Genomic DNA, 15,360 nt, shown 5'->3' with positions numbered 1-15,360 from the left:
CCTTAGAACTTTCGTCCGCTTGCGAGGCGGATTCGCCGGTCCTATCATCCGCCCCAAAACCGCTTGAGGAGGCGGAACAGAAGGGGAGGAGCGATGTCAGTCTTGCTGGCGTTGTCGCGCGCTATCGACGCGGCCAATAATATCATCGGAAAATCCGTATCGTGGCTCATACTGGTGGCTGTGCTCATCAGTGCCATCAACGCGGTTTCGCGCAAGCTGTTCAATGTCAGTTCGAATGCGTGGCTGGAAGCGCAATGGTATCTGTTCTCGGCGGTCTTCCTGATCGCAGCCGGATATACGCTCTTGCACAGCGAGCATGTGAAGGTCGATCTTCTTTACAGCCGCTATTCGCGACGGACACAGCTTCTGGTCGAAATTTTCGGTACGATCTTTTTCCTCCTGCCTTTCTGCCTCATCACGATTTACCTCTCCTGGCCCATCGTCGAAGCAAAGATCGCCAGCGGCGAGACTTCCAACAATACCGGGGGGCTCGTTCTCTGGCCGGTCTGGGTGTTGATACCCATCGGCTTCGGCCTGCTTGCATTGCAGGGCATCTCCGAACTCATCAAGCGCATCGCAATTCTTCAAGGGCGCATACCGGACACGGTCGCCATAGAAGATGCGGAAGCCCAGGCGCTCTGAGGGGAACGGACATGATTGCTTTTATTGCGGAAAATCTCGCCCCGCTGATGTTCCTGTCGCTGGTGGTCGTGCTTTTGCTCGGCTATCCGGTTGCCTTCGCGCTGGCTTTCGTAGGTTTCGCCTTCGGTTTCGTCGGCATCGAAATGGGCCTGCTTCCGGTCAATCTGTTCGGTGCCATACCGGACCGCATCTTCGGGCAGATGTCGAACGAGACATTGCTCGCCATTCCCTTCTTTACCTTCATGGGGTTGATACTGGAGCGAAGCGGCATGGCGGAAGAACTGCTCGATACCATCGGGCAGCTTTTCGGTCCGGTGCGCGGCGGTCTCGCCTTTGCCGTTATCGTCGTCGGCGCGCTTCTGGCGGCAACGACCGGCGTGGTTGCCGCTTCGGTCATTTCCATGGGGCTGATTTCGCTCCCGATCATGCTGCGCTACGGCTATGATCGCAAAGTGGCGAGCGGCACGATTGCCGCCTCCGGCACGCTGGCACAGATCATTCCGCCAAGCCTCGTTCTGATCGTTCTTGCCGACCAGTTGGGCCGTTCGGTCGGCGATATGTACAAGGGCGCGCTGGTCCCCGGCCTGCTGCTCGTCGGCTTCTACTGCGCCTTCATCATCGGCATGGCGATCCTGCGGCCCGATTCGGTGCCCGCGCTGCCGCCGCAGGCCCGCACCCTGAAAGGCTGGAGGCTGCTGCAGCGCGTGGTGATCTCGCTCGTCCCGCCGCTGGTGCTGATCTTCCTGGTGCTGGGAACGATCTTCATCGGTGTTGCAACGCCAACGGAAGGCGGCGCCATGGGCGCGGTCGGCGCGCTCTTTCTGGCCATCATCAACCGCCGCCTCAACATGACGATGCTGAAATCGGCGCTTTATGCCACGGCGAAACTGTCTTCCTTCGTCATCTTCATTCTGCTCGGCGCCCGCGTGTTTTCGCTCACCTTCTATGGCGTCAACGGACACATATGGGTCGAGCACCTGATGACCTCCATTCCAGGCGGCGAGATCGGCTTCCTGATCGTCGCCAACATACTGGTGTTCTTCCTGGCCTTCTTCCTCGATTATTTCGAGCTGGCCTTCATCATCATCCCGCTTCTGGCGCCGGTCGCCGACAGCCTCGGCATCGACCTGGTCTGGTTCGGCGTCATGCTGGCGGTCAACATGCAGACATCGTTCATGCATCCACCGTTCGGCTTCTCGCTCTTCTATCTGCGTTCGGTGGCGCCATCGCGTCCCTACAAGGATAAGGTAACGGGTGCGACCATCCAGCCGGTGACATCGGGTCAGATCTATATGGGATCGATCCCGTTCCTCTTAATCCAGCTTGTCATGGTCGGCATCATAATCGCCTTCCCGGGCATCGTGACCCACTACAAGAGCGGCCACCCGCAGGCCGATCCGGCCTCAATCCAGATCAATGTGCCGATGCCCGATGCCGGCGGCGGCAATCCGTTCGGCGCGGCTCCGCCGCCTTTTGGAGCGCCCGCGCCATCGAACGACCCCTTGCCCGCGCCGTCATTCGGCTCGCCGCAGCCGAGCTTCGGGCAGGACAAGGACCAACAGCAAAAGCCTGCTCAATGAGGGGAAACGAGCATTGAGCAGGCCCAATAAAACCAGAACAATCTTTGGAGGAGACACATGAAACAGGATTTGAGCCGTCGTACATTTCTGACCAAGGGTGCAGCAATCGGCGCTGCCGCCGCAACGAGCGGGGCGGCACTCGCAACTCCCGCAATCGCGCAGGAATTGCCGACACTGCGCTGGCGTCTGACTTCAGGCTTTCCGAACAATCTGGATACCATCTATGGCGGCGCGGTCTTCATGGCGAATGCCGTGTCGAAGATGACCGACGGCAAGTTCCAGATTCAGGTCTTCCAGGCTGGTGAAATCGTGCCGGGCCCGCAGGCCATCGATGCGGTTCAGGCCAATACCGTCGAAATGGCGCATACCTGCGGCTATTACTTCACCGGCAAGAACCCGGCCTTTGCCATCGGCACGGCCATCCCTTTCGGCATGAATACGCGCCTGCAGAACGCATGGCTCTATCACGGCGGCGGCAACGAGCTTTATAATGCCTTCCTCGCCGATTACGGCATCGTGGGTATTGTCGGGGGCAACACCGCTGCGCAGATGGGCGGCTGGTATCGCAAGGAAATCAAGAGCCTTGAGGATCTCAAGGGCCTGAAGATGCGCATCGCCGGTGTTGCCGGTGAGGTCATGTCGCGCCTCGGCGTCGTTCCGCAGCAGCTTCCGGGCGGCGACATCTATCCGTCGCTGGAGCGCGGCACGATCGACGCCGCCGAATGGGTCGGCCCCTATGACGACGAGAAGCTCGGCTTCTACCAGATCGCGCCATACTATTATTACCCGGCCTTCTGGGAAGGCGGTGCTTCGGTGCACTTCTTCATCAACAAGCAGCAATATGAAAGCCTGCCGGAGGCCTACAAGGTTGCGCTCAATACGGCTGCCGAAGCCGCGACCCAGAATATGATCGCGCTTTACGACGTGAAAAACACCGCCGCAATCCGATCGCTGGTGTCCAAGGGCGTAAAGCTTCAGCCATTGCCGCGTGACGTTCTGGATGCTGCCTACAAGGTCGCCTTCGAACTCTACGCGGAATACAACGAAAAGAATCCGGCATGGGCGAAGATTTATCCGTCGTGGAAGAAATTCCGTGACGAAGGTTTCGAATGGTTCCGCGTCGCTGAATATACCTATGACAGCTATGTCTATGCGCAGCAGGCGGCGGGAAAGTAGCCGCTGACGGAGGTGGCCGCCGATCCGGTCGACCGGATCGAAATACGCGCCAGATGCAGATGCTTGTAAACGGGGCCTTCGGGCCCCGTTTGTTTTTATGTGTAAGGAAATATAGAAATAGTTCGATAAAAATTGTTAGCTTGAATATACTGGAAATATTAATTGAGAGATAAATTCTAAGATATAAAATGCTTATAAGTAAAGAAGTTCATAATTAGTGCCAAAATTGACACATATGATTTCATAACACAGTTTTATTCTAAAATTGGAATTGATGGTTTTGAATAATTCATTCTATCACGTCTCGTCTGAAAAATTCTGGAGATAGTGAAATGAAAATCAAGAGCTTGTTGTTCGGCTCGACTGCGGCGCTGGTTGCAACCACCGGGGCATATGCTGCGGATGCTATTGTAACGCCCGAGCCTGAGTCCGTTGGATATGTTCGCGTTTGTGATGCCTATGGTGCGGGATATTTCTACATTCCGGGTACCGAAACCTGCCTGCGCATCTCCGGTTATGTCCGTTACGACGTCACTGGCGGCAACAATGTCTACGGTCGCGGTTTTGTCGATGGTAACAAGGCCGATACGCGCCGTGATACCTGGGATAACAAGGCTCGCTTCACGCTGGACATGACGACCGTTTCGGAAACCGAACTGGGCACTTTGAAGACCTTTGCTGAAACCCGTTACGATTGGGGCAATGGTGTTGAGGGTTCGTCCGGTTCGCTGCGCTACGCCTATATCCAGCTGGGCGGCCTGCGTGTCGGTCTTGATGAATCGGCCTTTGTTACCTTTCCGGGCTATCTCGGCAATGTCATCAACGATGACGTGATCCTCGCGGGCGGCTATCGCACGAACCTGATCAGCTATACCTTCACCGGCGGCAACGGCTTCTCCGCCATTGTGTCGCTCGAACAGGGCAACAATGACGATACGGATGGCAAATACGGCTTCAACGGCGTCATCAAGGATTACACGCCGCATGTCGTCGGTGGCCTGAAGTATGAAGCCGGCTGGGGCAAGATCGCGGGCGTCGCCGCCTATGATGCGCGCAACGAAGAGTGGGCAGGCAAGGTCCGCGCTGATGTGAACATTACGGACCGTTTCTCGATCTGGGCGATGGGCGGTTACAAGTCCAACAAGGACCAATACATCACGCAAACCGATGGAAATGGCAATGTGCTCGGTTCCGTCCGTGCAATCAGCAGCTTCTACGGCACCTGGGGTGGTGACTGGGCAGTCTGGGGCGGCGCGGCATTCAAGGTTACCGACAAGGCGATCTTCAATGCGCAGGCAGCTTATGATGGCAGCAAGACTTTCGCAGCCACTGCCAACGTAGCCTATGAAATGGTTCCGGGCTTCACGGTTACGCCGGAAGTTTCCTATACCAAGTGGCAGGACGACAAGTCCTACCTCAAGGGCAAGGACGCGTGGCAGGGCATGGTTCGCTTCCAGCGCTCGTTCTAACGCATTTCCAGCAAACTGCGACGCGGTTTGCATAGGATATGCGAATGTTGATCCGGGAGGCTCGTCCTGGCCTCCCGGGTCTCATCTGAAAGCCCGATTATCCGTTCACTTGGTGTAACGGAGATGAATTCATTTAAGTTTTGTTGCTATAGTATTTTATCGAGTTGAATGAATATTATTGAAATGCAAGATGCATGCGGGAGTTCGATGCATCGGTTTAACAAAATTGTAATTTGAATTTTTATATTCTTGTCCTATGTTTAAGGAACCATTCGATCGCGTAGAAGGACTGCGCTGTTTTCAAATCTGATCTCCAGTCGGAAGAATGGTACGGCGAGCTTCGGCTCGCCGTTTTTATTTGCATTCCAACCAGGGAAAAAGGCCGGGACGTGCCCGGCCTTTGGTCGATATGCAAGTGGTGGATATGCTGGTCGCCTATCGCGAAAGCTTCATGTGCCGGTTGACGTCCTTGTAGAGCAGGTAGCGGAACTTGCCGGGGCCGCCTGCATAACAGGCCTGCGGGCAGAAGGCGCGCAGCCACATGAAATCGCCGGCCTCCACTTCCACCCAGTCCTGATTGAGCCGATAGACGGCTTTTCCTTCCAGCACGTAAAGCCCGTGCTCCATGACATGGGTTTCGGCAAACGGAATGACCCCGCCCGGCTCGAACGTAACGATGGTTACATGCATGTCGTGGCGCAGATCGTTCGGATCGACAAAGCGCGTCGTTGCCCAGGCGCCATTGGTGTCTGGCATGGGGTTAGGCGCGATATCCTTTTCATTGAGGAACAGTGGTTCCGGAACGTCGAGGCCATCGACATATTCATAAGCCTTGCGCACCCAATGGAAGCGGGCCGTAGCCGCGCCGTTGTTACGCAACGTCCAGCCGCTCTTCGGCGGCAGATAGCCGTAGCCGCCTTCAGTCAGCGTATGGGACTTGCCCGCCACCGTGACCGTGATCTCACCTTCGACCACGAACAGTACGCCCTCCGCACCCTCATCCAGTTCGGTGCGATCGCTGCCGCCGCCCGGCTGCACTTCCATGATATATTGCGAGAAAGTCTCGGCAAAGCCGGAAAGGGGCCGCGCAATGACCCAGAGCCGCGTCTTGTCCCAGAAGGGCAGGAAACTCGTTACGATGTCGCTGAATGTGCCCTTTGGAATGATCGCATAGGCTTCGGTGAACATGGCGCGATCGGTGAGGAGCTGCGTCTGCGGCGGCAGGCCGCCCGTCGGTGCATAATAGGTGCGATTGTTCTTGTCGTTGCCCATGTGGGGAATTCCTTATGTGAGAAGCCGCATCCACGACGCATCAGAAGGCCAGCCGTGAAATCGTAAATTAAGAGCGCCCGGAAGCGAACCTCCGGGCGGCGGGGATCAATAAAGCGCTTCGGGCAGAATATCCTTGAGGCGCAGCAGGGCGATGCGTTCCACCTGAGCGCAGGCGGTTTCAAATTCCGTATCACGATCATTGGAAACACGGCGCTGGAAAGCGTCGAGGATTTCCTTTTTGTTGCGCCCCCTCACGGCGATGATGAAGGGAAAGCCGAACTTCGCGGTATAGGCATCGTTCAGTTCGGTGAAGGACTGCTTTTCCGCGTCCGTCAGCGCGTCGAGACCGGCGCCAGCCTGTTCGGCGGTCGATTCCGCGGTCAGGCGTTTTGCCTGTGCCAGCTTGCCGGCAAGGTCAGGGTGGGCTTTGAGCACGGCCAGCCGTTCCTCCGGCGAGGCGGCGCGGAACACCCTGGTCATGGCTGCGGCGAGACCCGAAGCGGTGTCTTCCTCCACGGTGAGGCCCGCATAGGCACGTTCCGCGATCCAGGGCGAATGTTCGAAAATGCTGCCATAGCGCGCGACGAATGCGTTTTTCTCAGCGCTGGAAGGCACGACGTCCGCAACGGCCGGCTTGTAGTTTTCATGCCAGTGGCGGGCGATATCGACGCGCTTGGCGACCCAGACCTTGTCATGGCTCTGCACGTAATCGAGGAAGCGTTCCAGCGCGGCCACGCGGCCCGGACGCCCGACAAGGCGGCAATGCAGGCCGATGGACATCATCTTCGGCGCGCCTTCGGCACCTTCGCGATAGAGCACGTCGAACGTGTCTTTCAGATAGGTGAAGAACTGGTCGCCGGAATTGAAACCCTGCGGCGTGGCAAAGCGCATGTCATTGGCGTCCAGCGTATAGGGCACGATCAGGTGCGGCCCCTTTGGCCCCTGCACCCAGTAGGGCAGTTCATCGGCATAGGAATCGGCGGAATAGAGGAACCCGCCTTCTTCCATCACCAGTTTCAGCGTGTTGTCGGACGGCTTGCCCTGATAGATGCCGAGCGGGCGCGAACCGGTGATTTCCGTATGAAGGCGCACGGCTTCGCGGATGTGCTCGCGCTCGATCTCTTCGGGAACGTCCTTATACTCCCACCAGCGCAGTCCATGGCTGGCGATTTCCCAATCCGCTTCCTTCATGGCGGCGACGGCTTCGGGGTTCCTCGCCATGGCAAGCGTCACGCCATAGACGGTTACGGGCATGTTGCGCCGGGTGAAGGCGCGCCACAGGCGCCAGAAGCCGGAACGGGCGCCATATTCGTAGATGGATTCCATATTGAGGTTGCGCTGGCCCTGCCAGGCTTGAGCGCCGACAATCTCGGAAAGCAGGCATTCGGACGCCGGATCGCCGTCAAGAACGCAGCATTCGCCGCCTTCCTCGTAATTGACGACGAACTGCACGGCGATGTTCGCCCCTCCCGGCCAGCGCGGATCTGGTGTGTTGCGTCCATAGCCGACGAGATTGCGCGGATATTTCATTGCGGGTCTTCCCTCGTATTCGTTCGTTTTACCCATGATAATAAAGATTTATCGCTATTATTCCCCTTCAAAAATTTGAAAGACATCCAACGATAACCATCTTTCCCAATGCGCAGGATCGCGAAATACTAAATGCTGGGAACATGGTGTGGTTGCGGCCCCACAGCCGATGCCGATATCGGGCCGAAATAAACCACCGGAAATCAAAAGCTTGTAAGTTCTCCAGTCGGGACGGCAGGAGAATCGAAGAGCGGCAGGAGTGCAAATGGGTCAGGAAAAGAGCGGTGATGGCCGGTTGACGACGCATGTCCTCGACACGGTAAGCGGCAAGCCGGCAGCAAATCTGCGCATCGAGTTGCGCCGCATCGAGAATCAGCAGGCAGAACCCATCCGTGAAATTCGCACCAATGATGATGGCCGCTGCAATGAGCCGCTGCTGTCGGGGGGAAACTTGCGGGCCGGTTCCTACGAGCTTCTGTTTCATGTCGGCGAATATTTCGGCAAGACTGACGATGCCGTACCGTTCCTTGACGTCGTTCCTTTGCGCTTTGGCATTTCAGACGAAAAAGCGCATTATCATGTACCGCTTCTCGTTTCGCCCTTTTCCTATTCCACCTATCGCGGGAGCTAAGCGCCATGAACCAGTCTGTGCACCAGTCTGTGCGACACACGATCCGCTTTCTTCTGAACGGTGAAAAGGTCGAACTCGACCGTGTTTCCCCGACCGAAACGCTGCTCGACTATCTGCGGCTGTCCGCCAAGCTGCGCGGCACCAAGGAAGGCTGCGGCGAAGGCGATTGCGGTGCGTGCACGGTGCTGGTCGGCAAGATTTCCGACGGCAAGCTGGTTTATGAGAGCGTCAATGCCTGCATCCGCTTCATGGGTTCGCTGGATGGTTGTCATGTGGTGACGATCGAACATCTGCGCGGAGCGGATGGCGGCCTGCATCCGGTGCAAAAGGCCATGATCGAGTTTCACGGCTCGCAGTGCGGTTTCTGCACGCCGGGCTTTGTCATGTCGCTCTACGCCTTGTGGATGCGCGAACCGAAGCCCGCCGATGCCGAGATTGAAAAGGCATTGCAGGGCAATCTTTGCCGTTGCACCGGCTATGAGGCGATCATGCGCGCCGCGCGCGCCATTTCCGATTATGGCACGGCAACGGAAGATCCGCTCGCAGCCGAACGCGCGCTCGTGCTGGAACAACTGGCGGCGATGCGCGACGGCGTGCGGGTGGAAGTGGGCGAAGGCCGGGACCGGTTGATCGTGCCTGCCGATCTCGACGATTTTGCCTCCATTCTGGCAGCGGAGCCGAAGGCGACCATCGTCGCCGGTTCCACCGATGTGGGCCTTTGGGTCACCAAGATGATGCGCGACATTTCTCCGGTCGTCTTCATCGGCCATCTGGATGAACTGCGTTTCATGCGCGAGGAAAATGGTGTCATCACCATCGGCGCGGGCGTCACCTACACGGAAGCCTTCGGCTTCCTCGCCGGACGCATTCCCCAGCTCGGCCAGCTCATCAACCGCATCGGCGGCGAACAGGTGCGCAATATGGGAACCATCGGCGGCAATATCGCCAATGGTTCGCCGATTGGCGACACGCCGCCGCCGCTGATCGCACTTGGTGCAAAGCTCACCTTGCGCAAAGGGGCGGAGCGCCGCACCATCCCTCTGGAAGAGTTCTTCATCGCCTATGGCAAACAGGACCGCGGGGCTGGCGAATTCGTCGAGGCCATGCATGTGCCGGTGCCGGCGGAAAACAGCCATTTTGCCATTTACAAAGTGTCGAAGCGTTTTGAGGAAGACATTACCGCGACGCTCGGCGCTTTCCATCTGACGCTCGATGCGGCAGGCAATGTGGCGACCGTTCGTATCGCCTATGGCGGCATGGCGGCAACGCCGAAGCGGGCAAGCGCGGTAGAGGCAGCACTGTTGGCCAAGCCCTGGACAGAGGCGAGCGTTGACGCGGCTCTGGAAGCCTATTCGCAAGATTATACGCCCTTGAGCGATATGCGCGCGACTGCCGAGTACCGGCTGCTCGCGGCGCGCAATCTGTTGCGGCGTTTCTTCGCCGAAACGGAAGGCAGTTACACGCCGCTGCGCGCGGCTGAAATCGCCGCGGCGTGAGGAGGCAATCATGAACAAGCATCCTGCAAACGCACTGAAAGCGGCCCGTATCGTCGGTGGTGTGGCGACCGACCAGAAGCACGATTCTGCGCACAAGCATGTGACGGGAACGGCTGTCTATATCGACGATATACCGGAGCCCGAAGGCACGCTGCACATCGGTCTCGGGTTTTCTTCCGTCGCACATGGTTCTTTCAAGTCGATCGATTTGTCGGCGGTTCGCGCCGCTCCCGGCGTGATCGACGTGCTGACCTATAAGGACGTGCCCGGCGAGAATGATGTTTCGCCTTCGGGCATGCATGACGATCCGATCTTCGCCGTCGACAAGGTCGAGTTTCACGGCCAGCCGATCTTTGCGGTTATCGCCAAAACCCGCGATCAGGCGCGCCGCGCCGCACGTCTGGCGAAAATCGAATATGAGGAAGCAGCGGGCATCTATTCCATCGATGGGCTGGATGGTCTGAAGGACCGGCTTGTCACCACGCCGCTGACGTTGAAGCGCGGCGATGCGCGCGCGGCCATCGATGCCGCACCGCATCGCATCAAGAACCGCATGTATCTCGGCGGGCAGGATCACTTTTATCTTGAAGGGCAGGTTTCGCTGGCTATCCCCGGCGAGGATGAGGACGTCACCGTCTATTGCTCCACGCAGGGACCGAGCGAAACCCAGCATCTGGTCGCCCATGCGCTGGGCGTTCCGAGCCATTCCGTGACGGTGGAAGTGCGCCGCATGGGCGGCGGCTTCGGCGGCAAGGAAACTCAGGCGAACCAGTGGGCGGCGATTGCAGCCATCGCGGCCAAGAAGCACAAGCGCGCCATGAAGATCAGGCTCGACCGCGACGAGGACATGACCTCGACCGGCAAGCGCCACGGCTTCGTCATCGATTATGAAGTCGGCTTCGACGATGAAGGCAATATTCTGGGCATCGATTATCTGTTTGCGCTCAATGCCGGATTTTCGGCTGACCTTTCCGGACCTGTCGGCGACCGCGCCTTGTTCCACTGTGACAATGCCTATTTCTTTCCGGCAGTTCATGCGCAGTCGGCGCCGCTTTACACGAACACAGTGTCGAACACGGCGTTTCGCGGCTTCGGCGGCCCGCAGGGCATGGTCGGTGCGGAACGCGTGATCGATGAAGTGGCTTTCGCTGTCGGCAAGGACCCGCTGGAAATCCGCAAGCGCAATTTCTACGATGAAATGGGTAAGGACGGCACGCGCAACGTCACGCCCTATCACCAGAAGGTGGAGGATTGCATTATCCAGCGCATCGTTGCGGAACTGGAGGAAAGCTCCGATTACGCAAGGCGCCGCGAAGCGATCCGCGAATTCAACGCCAAGAGCCGCTATGTCAAACGCGGCATCGCATTGACCCCGGTGAAATTCGGCATTTCCTTCACCAAGACGGAGTCCAATCAGGCTGGCGCTCTGGTGCATGTCTATAATGACGGTTCGGTGCATATGAACCATGGCGGCACGGAAATGGGGCAGGGGCTCCATATGAAGGTGGCGCAGGTGGTGGCCGAGGAATTCCAGATCGACATCGACCGTGTGAAGATCACCGCGACGACGACCGCCAAGGTGCCGAACACCGCGCCGACGGCGGCTTCTTCCGGGGCCGATCTTAACGGAATGGCCGCACAGGATGCTGCCCGCCAGATCAAGAAGCGCCTTATCCATTTTGCGGCCCAGCAATATCAGGTGCCGGAAGACCAGATCGTCTTTCTTCCCAACCGCGTTCGGGTCGGCAATCAGGAAATCAGCTTCAACGATCTCGTCAAGCAGGCCTTTATCGGTCGCGTCCAGCTTTCGGCGGCAGGTCACTACAAGACGCCGAAAATCCATTGGGATCGGGCCAAGGGTCGCGGTCATGCTTTCTACTACTATGCTTACGGAGCAGCCTGTTCCGAAGTTTCCGTCGATACTCTGACTGGCGAATATGTGGTGGAGCGCACTGATATTCTGCATGATACCGGGCGTTCCCTGAACCGCGCCATCGATATCGGTCAGGTTGAAGGCGGCTTCGTGCAGGGCATGGGCTGGCTGACGACGGAGGAACTTGTGTGGGACGACAAGGGGCGGCTTCGCACCCATGCGCCATCCACCTACAAGATTCCGCTGGCTTCCGACCGGCCCAAGATATTCAACGTGGCGCTGACCGACTGGTCGGAGGCATATGAGCCGACGATCCATCGCTCCAAGGCTGTCGGCGAGCCGCCGCTGCCGCTGGGCCTGTCGGTGCTGCACGCTCTGGCGGATGCTGTCGCCAGCGTGGCGGATTACAAGGTCTGCCCGCGTCTTGATGCGCCAGCAACACCGGAACGCGTGCTGATGGCCATCGAGCGGCTCCGCAAGCAAAAGGGCTAGAAAAATGCCGGGCGCACGCGACGATATCCGGGCTTTTCTCAACCGGCGTCCCGATAGTGTGCTGGTGGAAGTCACCGATGTGAAAGGTTCCGCGCCCCGCGATGCGGGGGCGTGGATGCTGGTTGCCCGCGATATGATCTTTCGGACCATCGGGGGCGGTCAGCTCGAATATATGGCTATCGACCATGCCCGGAAAATCTTGGCTGGAGGCAGGGACACACCCATGGACGTCCCACTCGGCCCGGAAATCGGCCAATGCTGCGGCGGACGGGTGGGCCTGAGCTTCAAACGTGTCAATCGCGGGCTCACCGACGAGCTTGTCGGCAAGGTCGATGCCGAAATAGCCACGCGCCCGCATGTCTATGTCTTCGGCGCGGGCCATGTCGGCGATGCGCTGGCAAATGCGCTTTCGTTCACGCCCGTCCGGGTCGTTCTCGTGGATACGCGGGAAGCCGAGCTGATGGCCTGCGATGTGCCGGGCGTAGAGACCTGTCTGTCGGCGATGCCCGAGCAGGTGGTGCGTTCCGCCCCTCCGGGCAGCGCCTTCATCGTCCTCACCCACGACCATGCGCTGGATTTTCTCATCGTTACCGAGGCTTTGCAGCGGCGTGATGCCGTCTATGTCGGCATGATCGGCTCGAAGACCAAGAAGGCCACTTTCAAGAATTGGTTGAAACGCGAAATGGGTAGCGAGAATCTTTTTGAAAATCTCGTCTGTCCGGTCGGCGGAGCCGTCGTGAAGGACAAGAGGCCGGAAGTCATCGCAGCATTGGTCGCTGCCGAAGTTCTGACAGCAGTTCTGACCTCCGCACGTGTCTCGCAGCCCGCCTGATCCGGCAGGCTTTCTTTTGGCGTTCCCGAGGCCGCAAAGAAGTATAGAGCGGTTTCAGCCGCTCTATGCCAAAGCCTCGCGGATCAGTCGCTGGCACCGTTCCGTCATGAAATCGATGATGAGACGCACCTTCGGGTCCTGAAAGCGCTTGTGCGGATAGATCGCAGCTAGCTGGATCGGGGCGGGTGGAGTGTTTTCGAGGATGGGAACCAGCCGTCCGTCGCGGATATATTCCTTCACTTCAAACAGCGGCTTGTTGATGATGCCCCGCCCGCCGAGCGCCCATTGCGTCAATACGTCGCCGTCATCGGAGTCATATGGCCCGGTGACTTCAAACTTGCGCAGGCCTTCCGCGGTTTGCAGCGACCAGTAATATTCCTTCGAGCCCGGAAAACGCAGCAGAAGGCAATCATGCTTGTCGCCCAGCAACTCGTCCGGTGAGTGCGGAACCCCGTGTTTCTCAAGATATGCGGGCGCCGCGCAGATCACGCGTTCGCAATTCATGATGCCGCGCATGCGCAGGTTGGAATTTTCCAGAACACCGAGCTTGAAAGCCACATCGACGCCTTCGCTCATGATGTCCACTTCATGATCGGAGAGGCGGAGCCGCACTTCGATGTCGGGATATTTGTCGTGAAACTCCGGGATTCCCGATGCGATCAGCCGTCTGCCGAAGCCAAGCGGCGCGGTGATGCGAATCGATCCCTTCGGATTTTTCGCCAGTTCCGCCACGGCCGCTTCCGCCTCATCCACGGCTTCGAGGATTTTCAATGCACCGTCATAGAATACGCGGCCATGTTCGGTCGGCGTGAGCTTGCGCGTCGTCCGGTTGAAGAGCCTCACTCCCAGGTGCTTCTCCAACTCCTTGATTCGATTGCTTGCAACTGCCGGCGATGCGCGCTGATCGCGGCCCGCCGCGGATAGATTTCCCAATTCGACAACGCGCACAAAAACGCGCAGATTATCAAGATATGACATACGTCCCCTCCACGATTGTCTAGATTTTTTTGAAAGTGCTGGTCGTGATGTGACGTTCCCTGAACCTGATTCCTTTGGCACATAATGCAACAACGAACAATGGGCTAAGAATTGGCTCAAGAAACGGGATAAGAAATGGGAGTCCCTGATGTATGATTTCGCCGTAGCCTGGGACTGGCTGGGCTTCGCAGCGCGGTGGCTGCACGTGATTACCGCGATTGCGTGGATCGGCTCGTCCTTTTACTTCATCGCGCTCGATCTGGGCTTGCGCCAGCGCCCCGGCTTGCCGGAAGGCGCGCACGGCGAGGAATGGCAGGTCCACGGTGGCGGTTTCTACCACATCCAGAAATATCTGGTTGCGCCCGCCGAAATGCCGGAACACCTGACCTGGTTCAAATGGGAATCCTACGCCACCTGGCTGTCGGGTTTCACGCTGCTCTGCATCGTCTACTATGCCGGTGCCGATCTCTACCTGATCGATCCGAACGTCCTCGACGTCTCGCGTCCCGTCGCCATCGGCATTTCGATTGCCTCGCTGGCCTTCGGCTGGATCGCCTACAACACGATCTGCAAGCTGATGCTCGGCAAGAGCGATACGCTCCTGATGGTCATTCTCTACTGTATTCTGGTCGTGGTGGCCTGGGGCTATACGCACCTGTTCACGGGACGCGCTGCCTTCCTGCATCTGGGTGCCTTCACCGCGACGATCATGTCGGCCAATGTGTTCATGATCATCATCCCGAACCAGAAGATCGTGGTGGCGGATCTGATCGCAGGCCGCAAGCCGGACCCGAAATACGGCAAGATCGCCAAGCAGCGTTCGACCCACAACAACTATCTGACGCTGCCGGTTCTGTTCCTGATGCTGTCGAACCACTATCCGCTGGCTTTCGGGACGCAGTTCAACTGGATAATCGCCTCGCTGGTGTTCCTGATGGGCGTCACGATCCGCCACTGGTTCAACACGCAGCATGCCCGCAAGGGCAGCCCGACCTGGACCTGGCTGGTAACGGTCATCCTGTTCATCGTCATCATCTGGCTCTCGACTGTGCCGAAGGTGCTGACCGGCGAGCCGGAAGAACAGAAAATCTCGGCCTTGCAGCAGTCCTTCATCTCGGACCCGCACTTTGGAAAAGTGCGGGATACCGTTCTGGGGCGCTGCGCCATGTGCCACGCCAAGGAGCCGGGCTGGGAAGGCATCATTGCGCCGCCGAAGGGCGTCGTGCTCGACACCGACCGGGATATCGCAGCCCATGCGCGCGAAATCTATTTGCAGGCAGGCCGTTCGCATGCCATGCCGCCCGCCAACGTTACCGGCGTGAGCGAGGAAGAACGCCAGCTTCTTGCCTCCTGGTACCAGTCCGCCACGCAAGGCTCGAAATAAGGACC

At 58.3% G+C, this 15,360-nt stretch carries 12 protein-coding genes; 9 read left to right on the top strand and 3 right to left on the bottom strand.

Annotated elements, in window-relative coordinates; all coding sequences use genetic code 11:
- The first annotated feature begins 93 nt into the window (after positions 1-93).
- The 4 genes from ACS5UA_RS04185 to ACS5UA_RS04170 all read left to right on the top strand — a co-directional run bounded on the left by ACS5UA_RS04185 (position 94) and on the right by ACS5UA_RS04170 (position 4,867).
- Complete coding sequence (locus ACS5UA_RS04185) at positions 94-642, top strand: TRAP transporter small permease subunit (protein ID WP_006466100.1); 549 nt, start codon at positions 94-96, stop codon at positions 640-642.
- Positions 643-653: 11 nt separating this feature from the next.
- The gene (locus tag ACS5UA_RS04180; RefSeq protein WP_021586212.1) at positions 654-2,222 is read left to right on the top strand and encodes a TRAP transporter large permease; all 1,569 of its coding nucleotides are present in this window, start codon (positions 654-656) and stop codon (positions 2,220-2,222) included.
- Positions 2,223-2,279: 57 nt separating this feature from the next.
- Positions 2,280-3,398, top strand: a complete 1,119-nt coding sequence (locus tag ACS5UA_RS04175; protein WP_006466102.1) for a TRAP transporter substrate-binding protein — start codon at positions 2,280-2,282, stop codon at positions 3,396-3,398.
- 332 nt (positions 3,399-3,730) lie between these two features.
- Entirely contained in the window at positions 3,731-4,867 is a 1,137-nt protein-coding gene (locus ACS5UA_RS04170) for a porin (protein ID WP_021586211.1), read from the top strand.
- A 435-nt stretch (positions 4,868-5,302) separates the two neighbouring features.
- On the opposite strand, the gene ACS5UA_RS04165 is transcribed toward ACS5UA_RS04170, so the two are convergent.
- Positions 5,303-6,139, bottom strand: coding sequence for a bifunctional allantoicase/(S)-ureidoglycine aminohydrolase (locus tag ACS5UA_RS04165; RefSeq protein ID WP_025089705.1), 837 nt, complete (start codon positions 6,137-6,139; stop codon positions 5,303-5,305).
- 105 nt (positions 6,140-6,244) lie between these two features.
- Complete coding sequence (puuE, locus tag ACS5UA_RS04160) at positions 6,245-7,669, bottom strand: allantoinase PuuE (RefSeq protein ID WP_021586209.1); 1,425 nt, start codon at positions 7,667-7,669, stop codon at positions 6,245-6,247.
- A 265-nt stretch (positions 7,670-7,934) separates the two neighbouring features.
- On the opposite strand from puuE, the gene uraH reads away from it, so the two are divergent.
- The 4 genes from uraH to xdhC are packed head-to-tail and all read left to right on the top strand — an operon-like array spanning position 7,935 to position 12,993.
- Positions 7,935-8,300, top strand: coding sequence for a hydroxyisourate hydrolase (uraH, locus tag ACS5UA_RS04155; RefSeq protein WP_006471036.1), 366 nt, complete (start codon positions 7,935-7,937; stop codon positions 8,298-8,300).
- A gap of 17 nt (positions 8,301-8,317) precedes the next feature.
- Positions 8,318-9,796: a xanthine dehydrogenase small subunit gene (gene xdhA / locus ACS5UA_RS04150; RefSeq protein WP_170873255.1), complete on the top strand. Its 1,479-nt coding sequence runs from the start codon at positions 8,318-8,320 to the stop codon at positions 9,794-9,796.
- Between the two features lie 10 nt (positions 9,797-9,806).
- Positions 9,807-12,161, top strand: a complete 2,355-nt coding sequence (xdhB, locus tag ACS5UA_RS04145) for a xanthine dehydrogenase molybdopterin binding subunit (RefSeq protein ID WP_021586207.1) — start codon at positions 9,807-9,809, stop codon at positions 12,159-12,161.
- A 4-nt stretch (positions 12,162-12,165) separates the two neighbouring features.
- On the top strand, positions 12,166-12,993 hold the full coding sequence (xdhC, locus tag ACS5UA_RS04140; RefSeq protein WP_021586206.1) for a xanthine dehydrogenase accessory protein XdhC: 828 nt from the start codon (positions 12,166-12,168) through the stop codon (positions 12,991-12,993).
- Between the two features lie 63 nt (positions 12,994-13,056).
- Here xdhC and ACS5UA_RS04135 read toward each other — a convergent pair whose 3' ends face one another.
- Entirely contained in the window at positions 13,057-13,971 is a 915-nt protein-coding gene (locus tag ACS5UA_RS04135; protein WP_021586205.1) for a LysR family transcriptional regulator, read from the bottom strand.
- A 148-nt stretch (positions 13,972-14,119) separates the two neighbouring features.
- On the opposite strand from ACS5UA_RS04135, the gene ACS5UA_RS04130 reads away from it, so the two are divergent.
- Positions 14,120-15,355: a urate hydroxylase PuuD gene (locus ACS5UA_RS04130; RefSeq protein ID WP_006466111.1), complete on the top strand. Its 1,236-nt coding sequence runs from the start codon at positions 14,120-14,122 to the stop codon at positions 15,353-15,355.
- Positions 15,356-15,360: the final 5 nt, after the last annotated feature.

The sequence above is a fragment of the Brucella sp. RRSP16 genome, assembly GCF_052246815.1.
GTDB lineage: Bacteria > Pseudomonadota > Alphaproteobacteria > Rhizobiales > Rhizobiaceae > Brucella > Brucella intermedia.
This window is presented reverse-complemented; position numbering and strand designations above follow the sequence as displayed.

Coding starts and splice junctions, on each gene's coding strand:
- uraH (WP_006471036.1), top strand. CDS start 7,935: ATGGGTCAGGAAAAGAGCGGTGATGGCCGGTTGACGACGCATGTCCTC.
- ACS5UA_RS04175 (WP_006466102.1), top strand. CDS start 2,280: ATGAAACAGGATTTGAGCCGTCGTACATTTCTGACCAAGGGTGCAGCA.
- puuE (WP_021586209.1), bottom strand. CDS start 7,669: ATGAAATATCCGCGCAATCTCGTCGGCTATGGACGCAACACACCAGAT.
- xdhC (WP_021586206.1), top strand. CDS start 12,166: ATGCCGGGCGCACGCGACGATATCCGGGCTTTTCTCAACCGGCGTCCC.
- xdhB (WP_021586207.1), top strand. CDS start 9,807: ATGAACAAGCATCCTGCAAACGCACTGAAAGCGGCCCGTATCGTCGGT.
- ACS5UA_RS04130 (WP_006466111.1), top strand. CDS start 14,120: ATGTATGATTTCGCCGTAGCCTGGGACTGGCTGGGCTTCGCAGCGCGG.
- ACS5UA_RS04170 (WP_021586211.1), top strand. CDS start 3,731: ATGAAAATCAAGAGCTTGTTGTTCGGCTCGACTGCGGCGCTGGTTGCA.
- ACS5UA_RS04165 (WP_025089705.1), bottom strand. CDS start 6,139: ATGGGCAACGACAAGAACAATCGCACCTATTATGCACCGACGGGCGGC.
- ACS5UA_RS04135 (WP_021586205.1), bottom strand. CDS start 13,971: ATGTCATATCTTGATAATCTGCGCGTTTTTGTGCGCGTTGTCGAATTG.
- ACS5UA_RS04180 (WP_021586212.1), top strand. CDS start 654: ATGATTGCTTTTATTGCGGAAAATCTCGCCCCGCTGATGTTCCTGTCG.
- ACS5UA_RS04185 (WP_006466100.1), top strand. CDS start 94: ATGTCAGTCTTGCTGGCGTTGTCGCGCGCTATCGACGCGGCCAATAAT.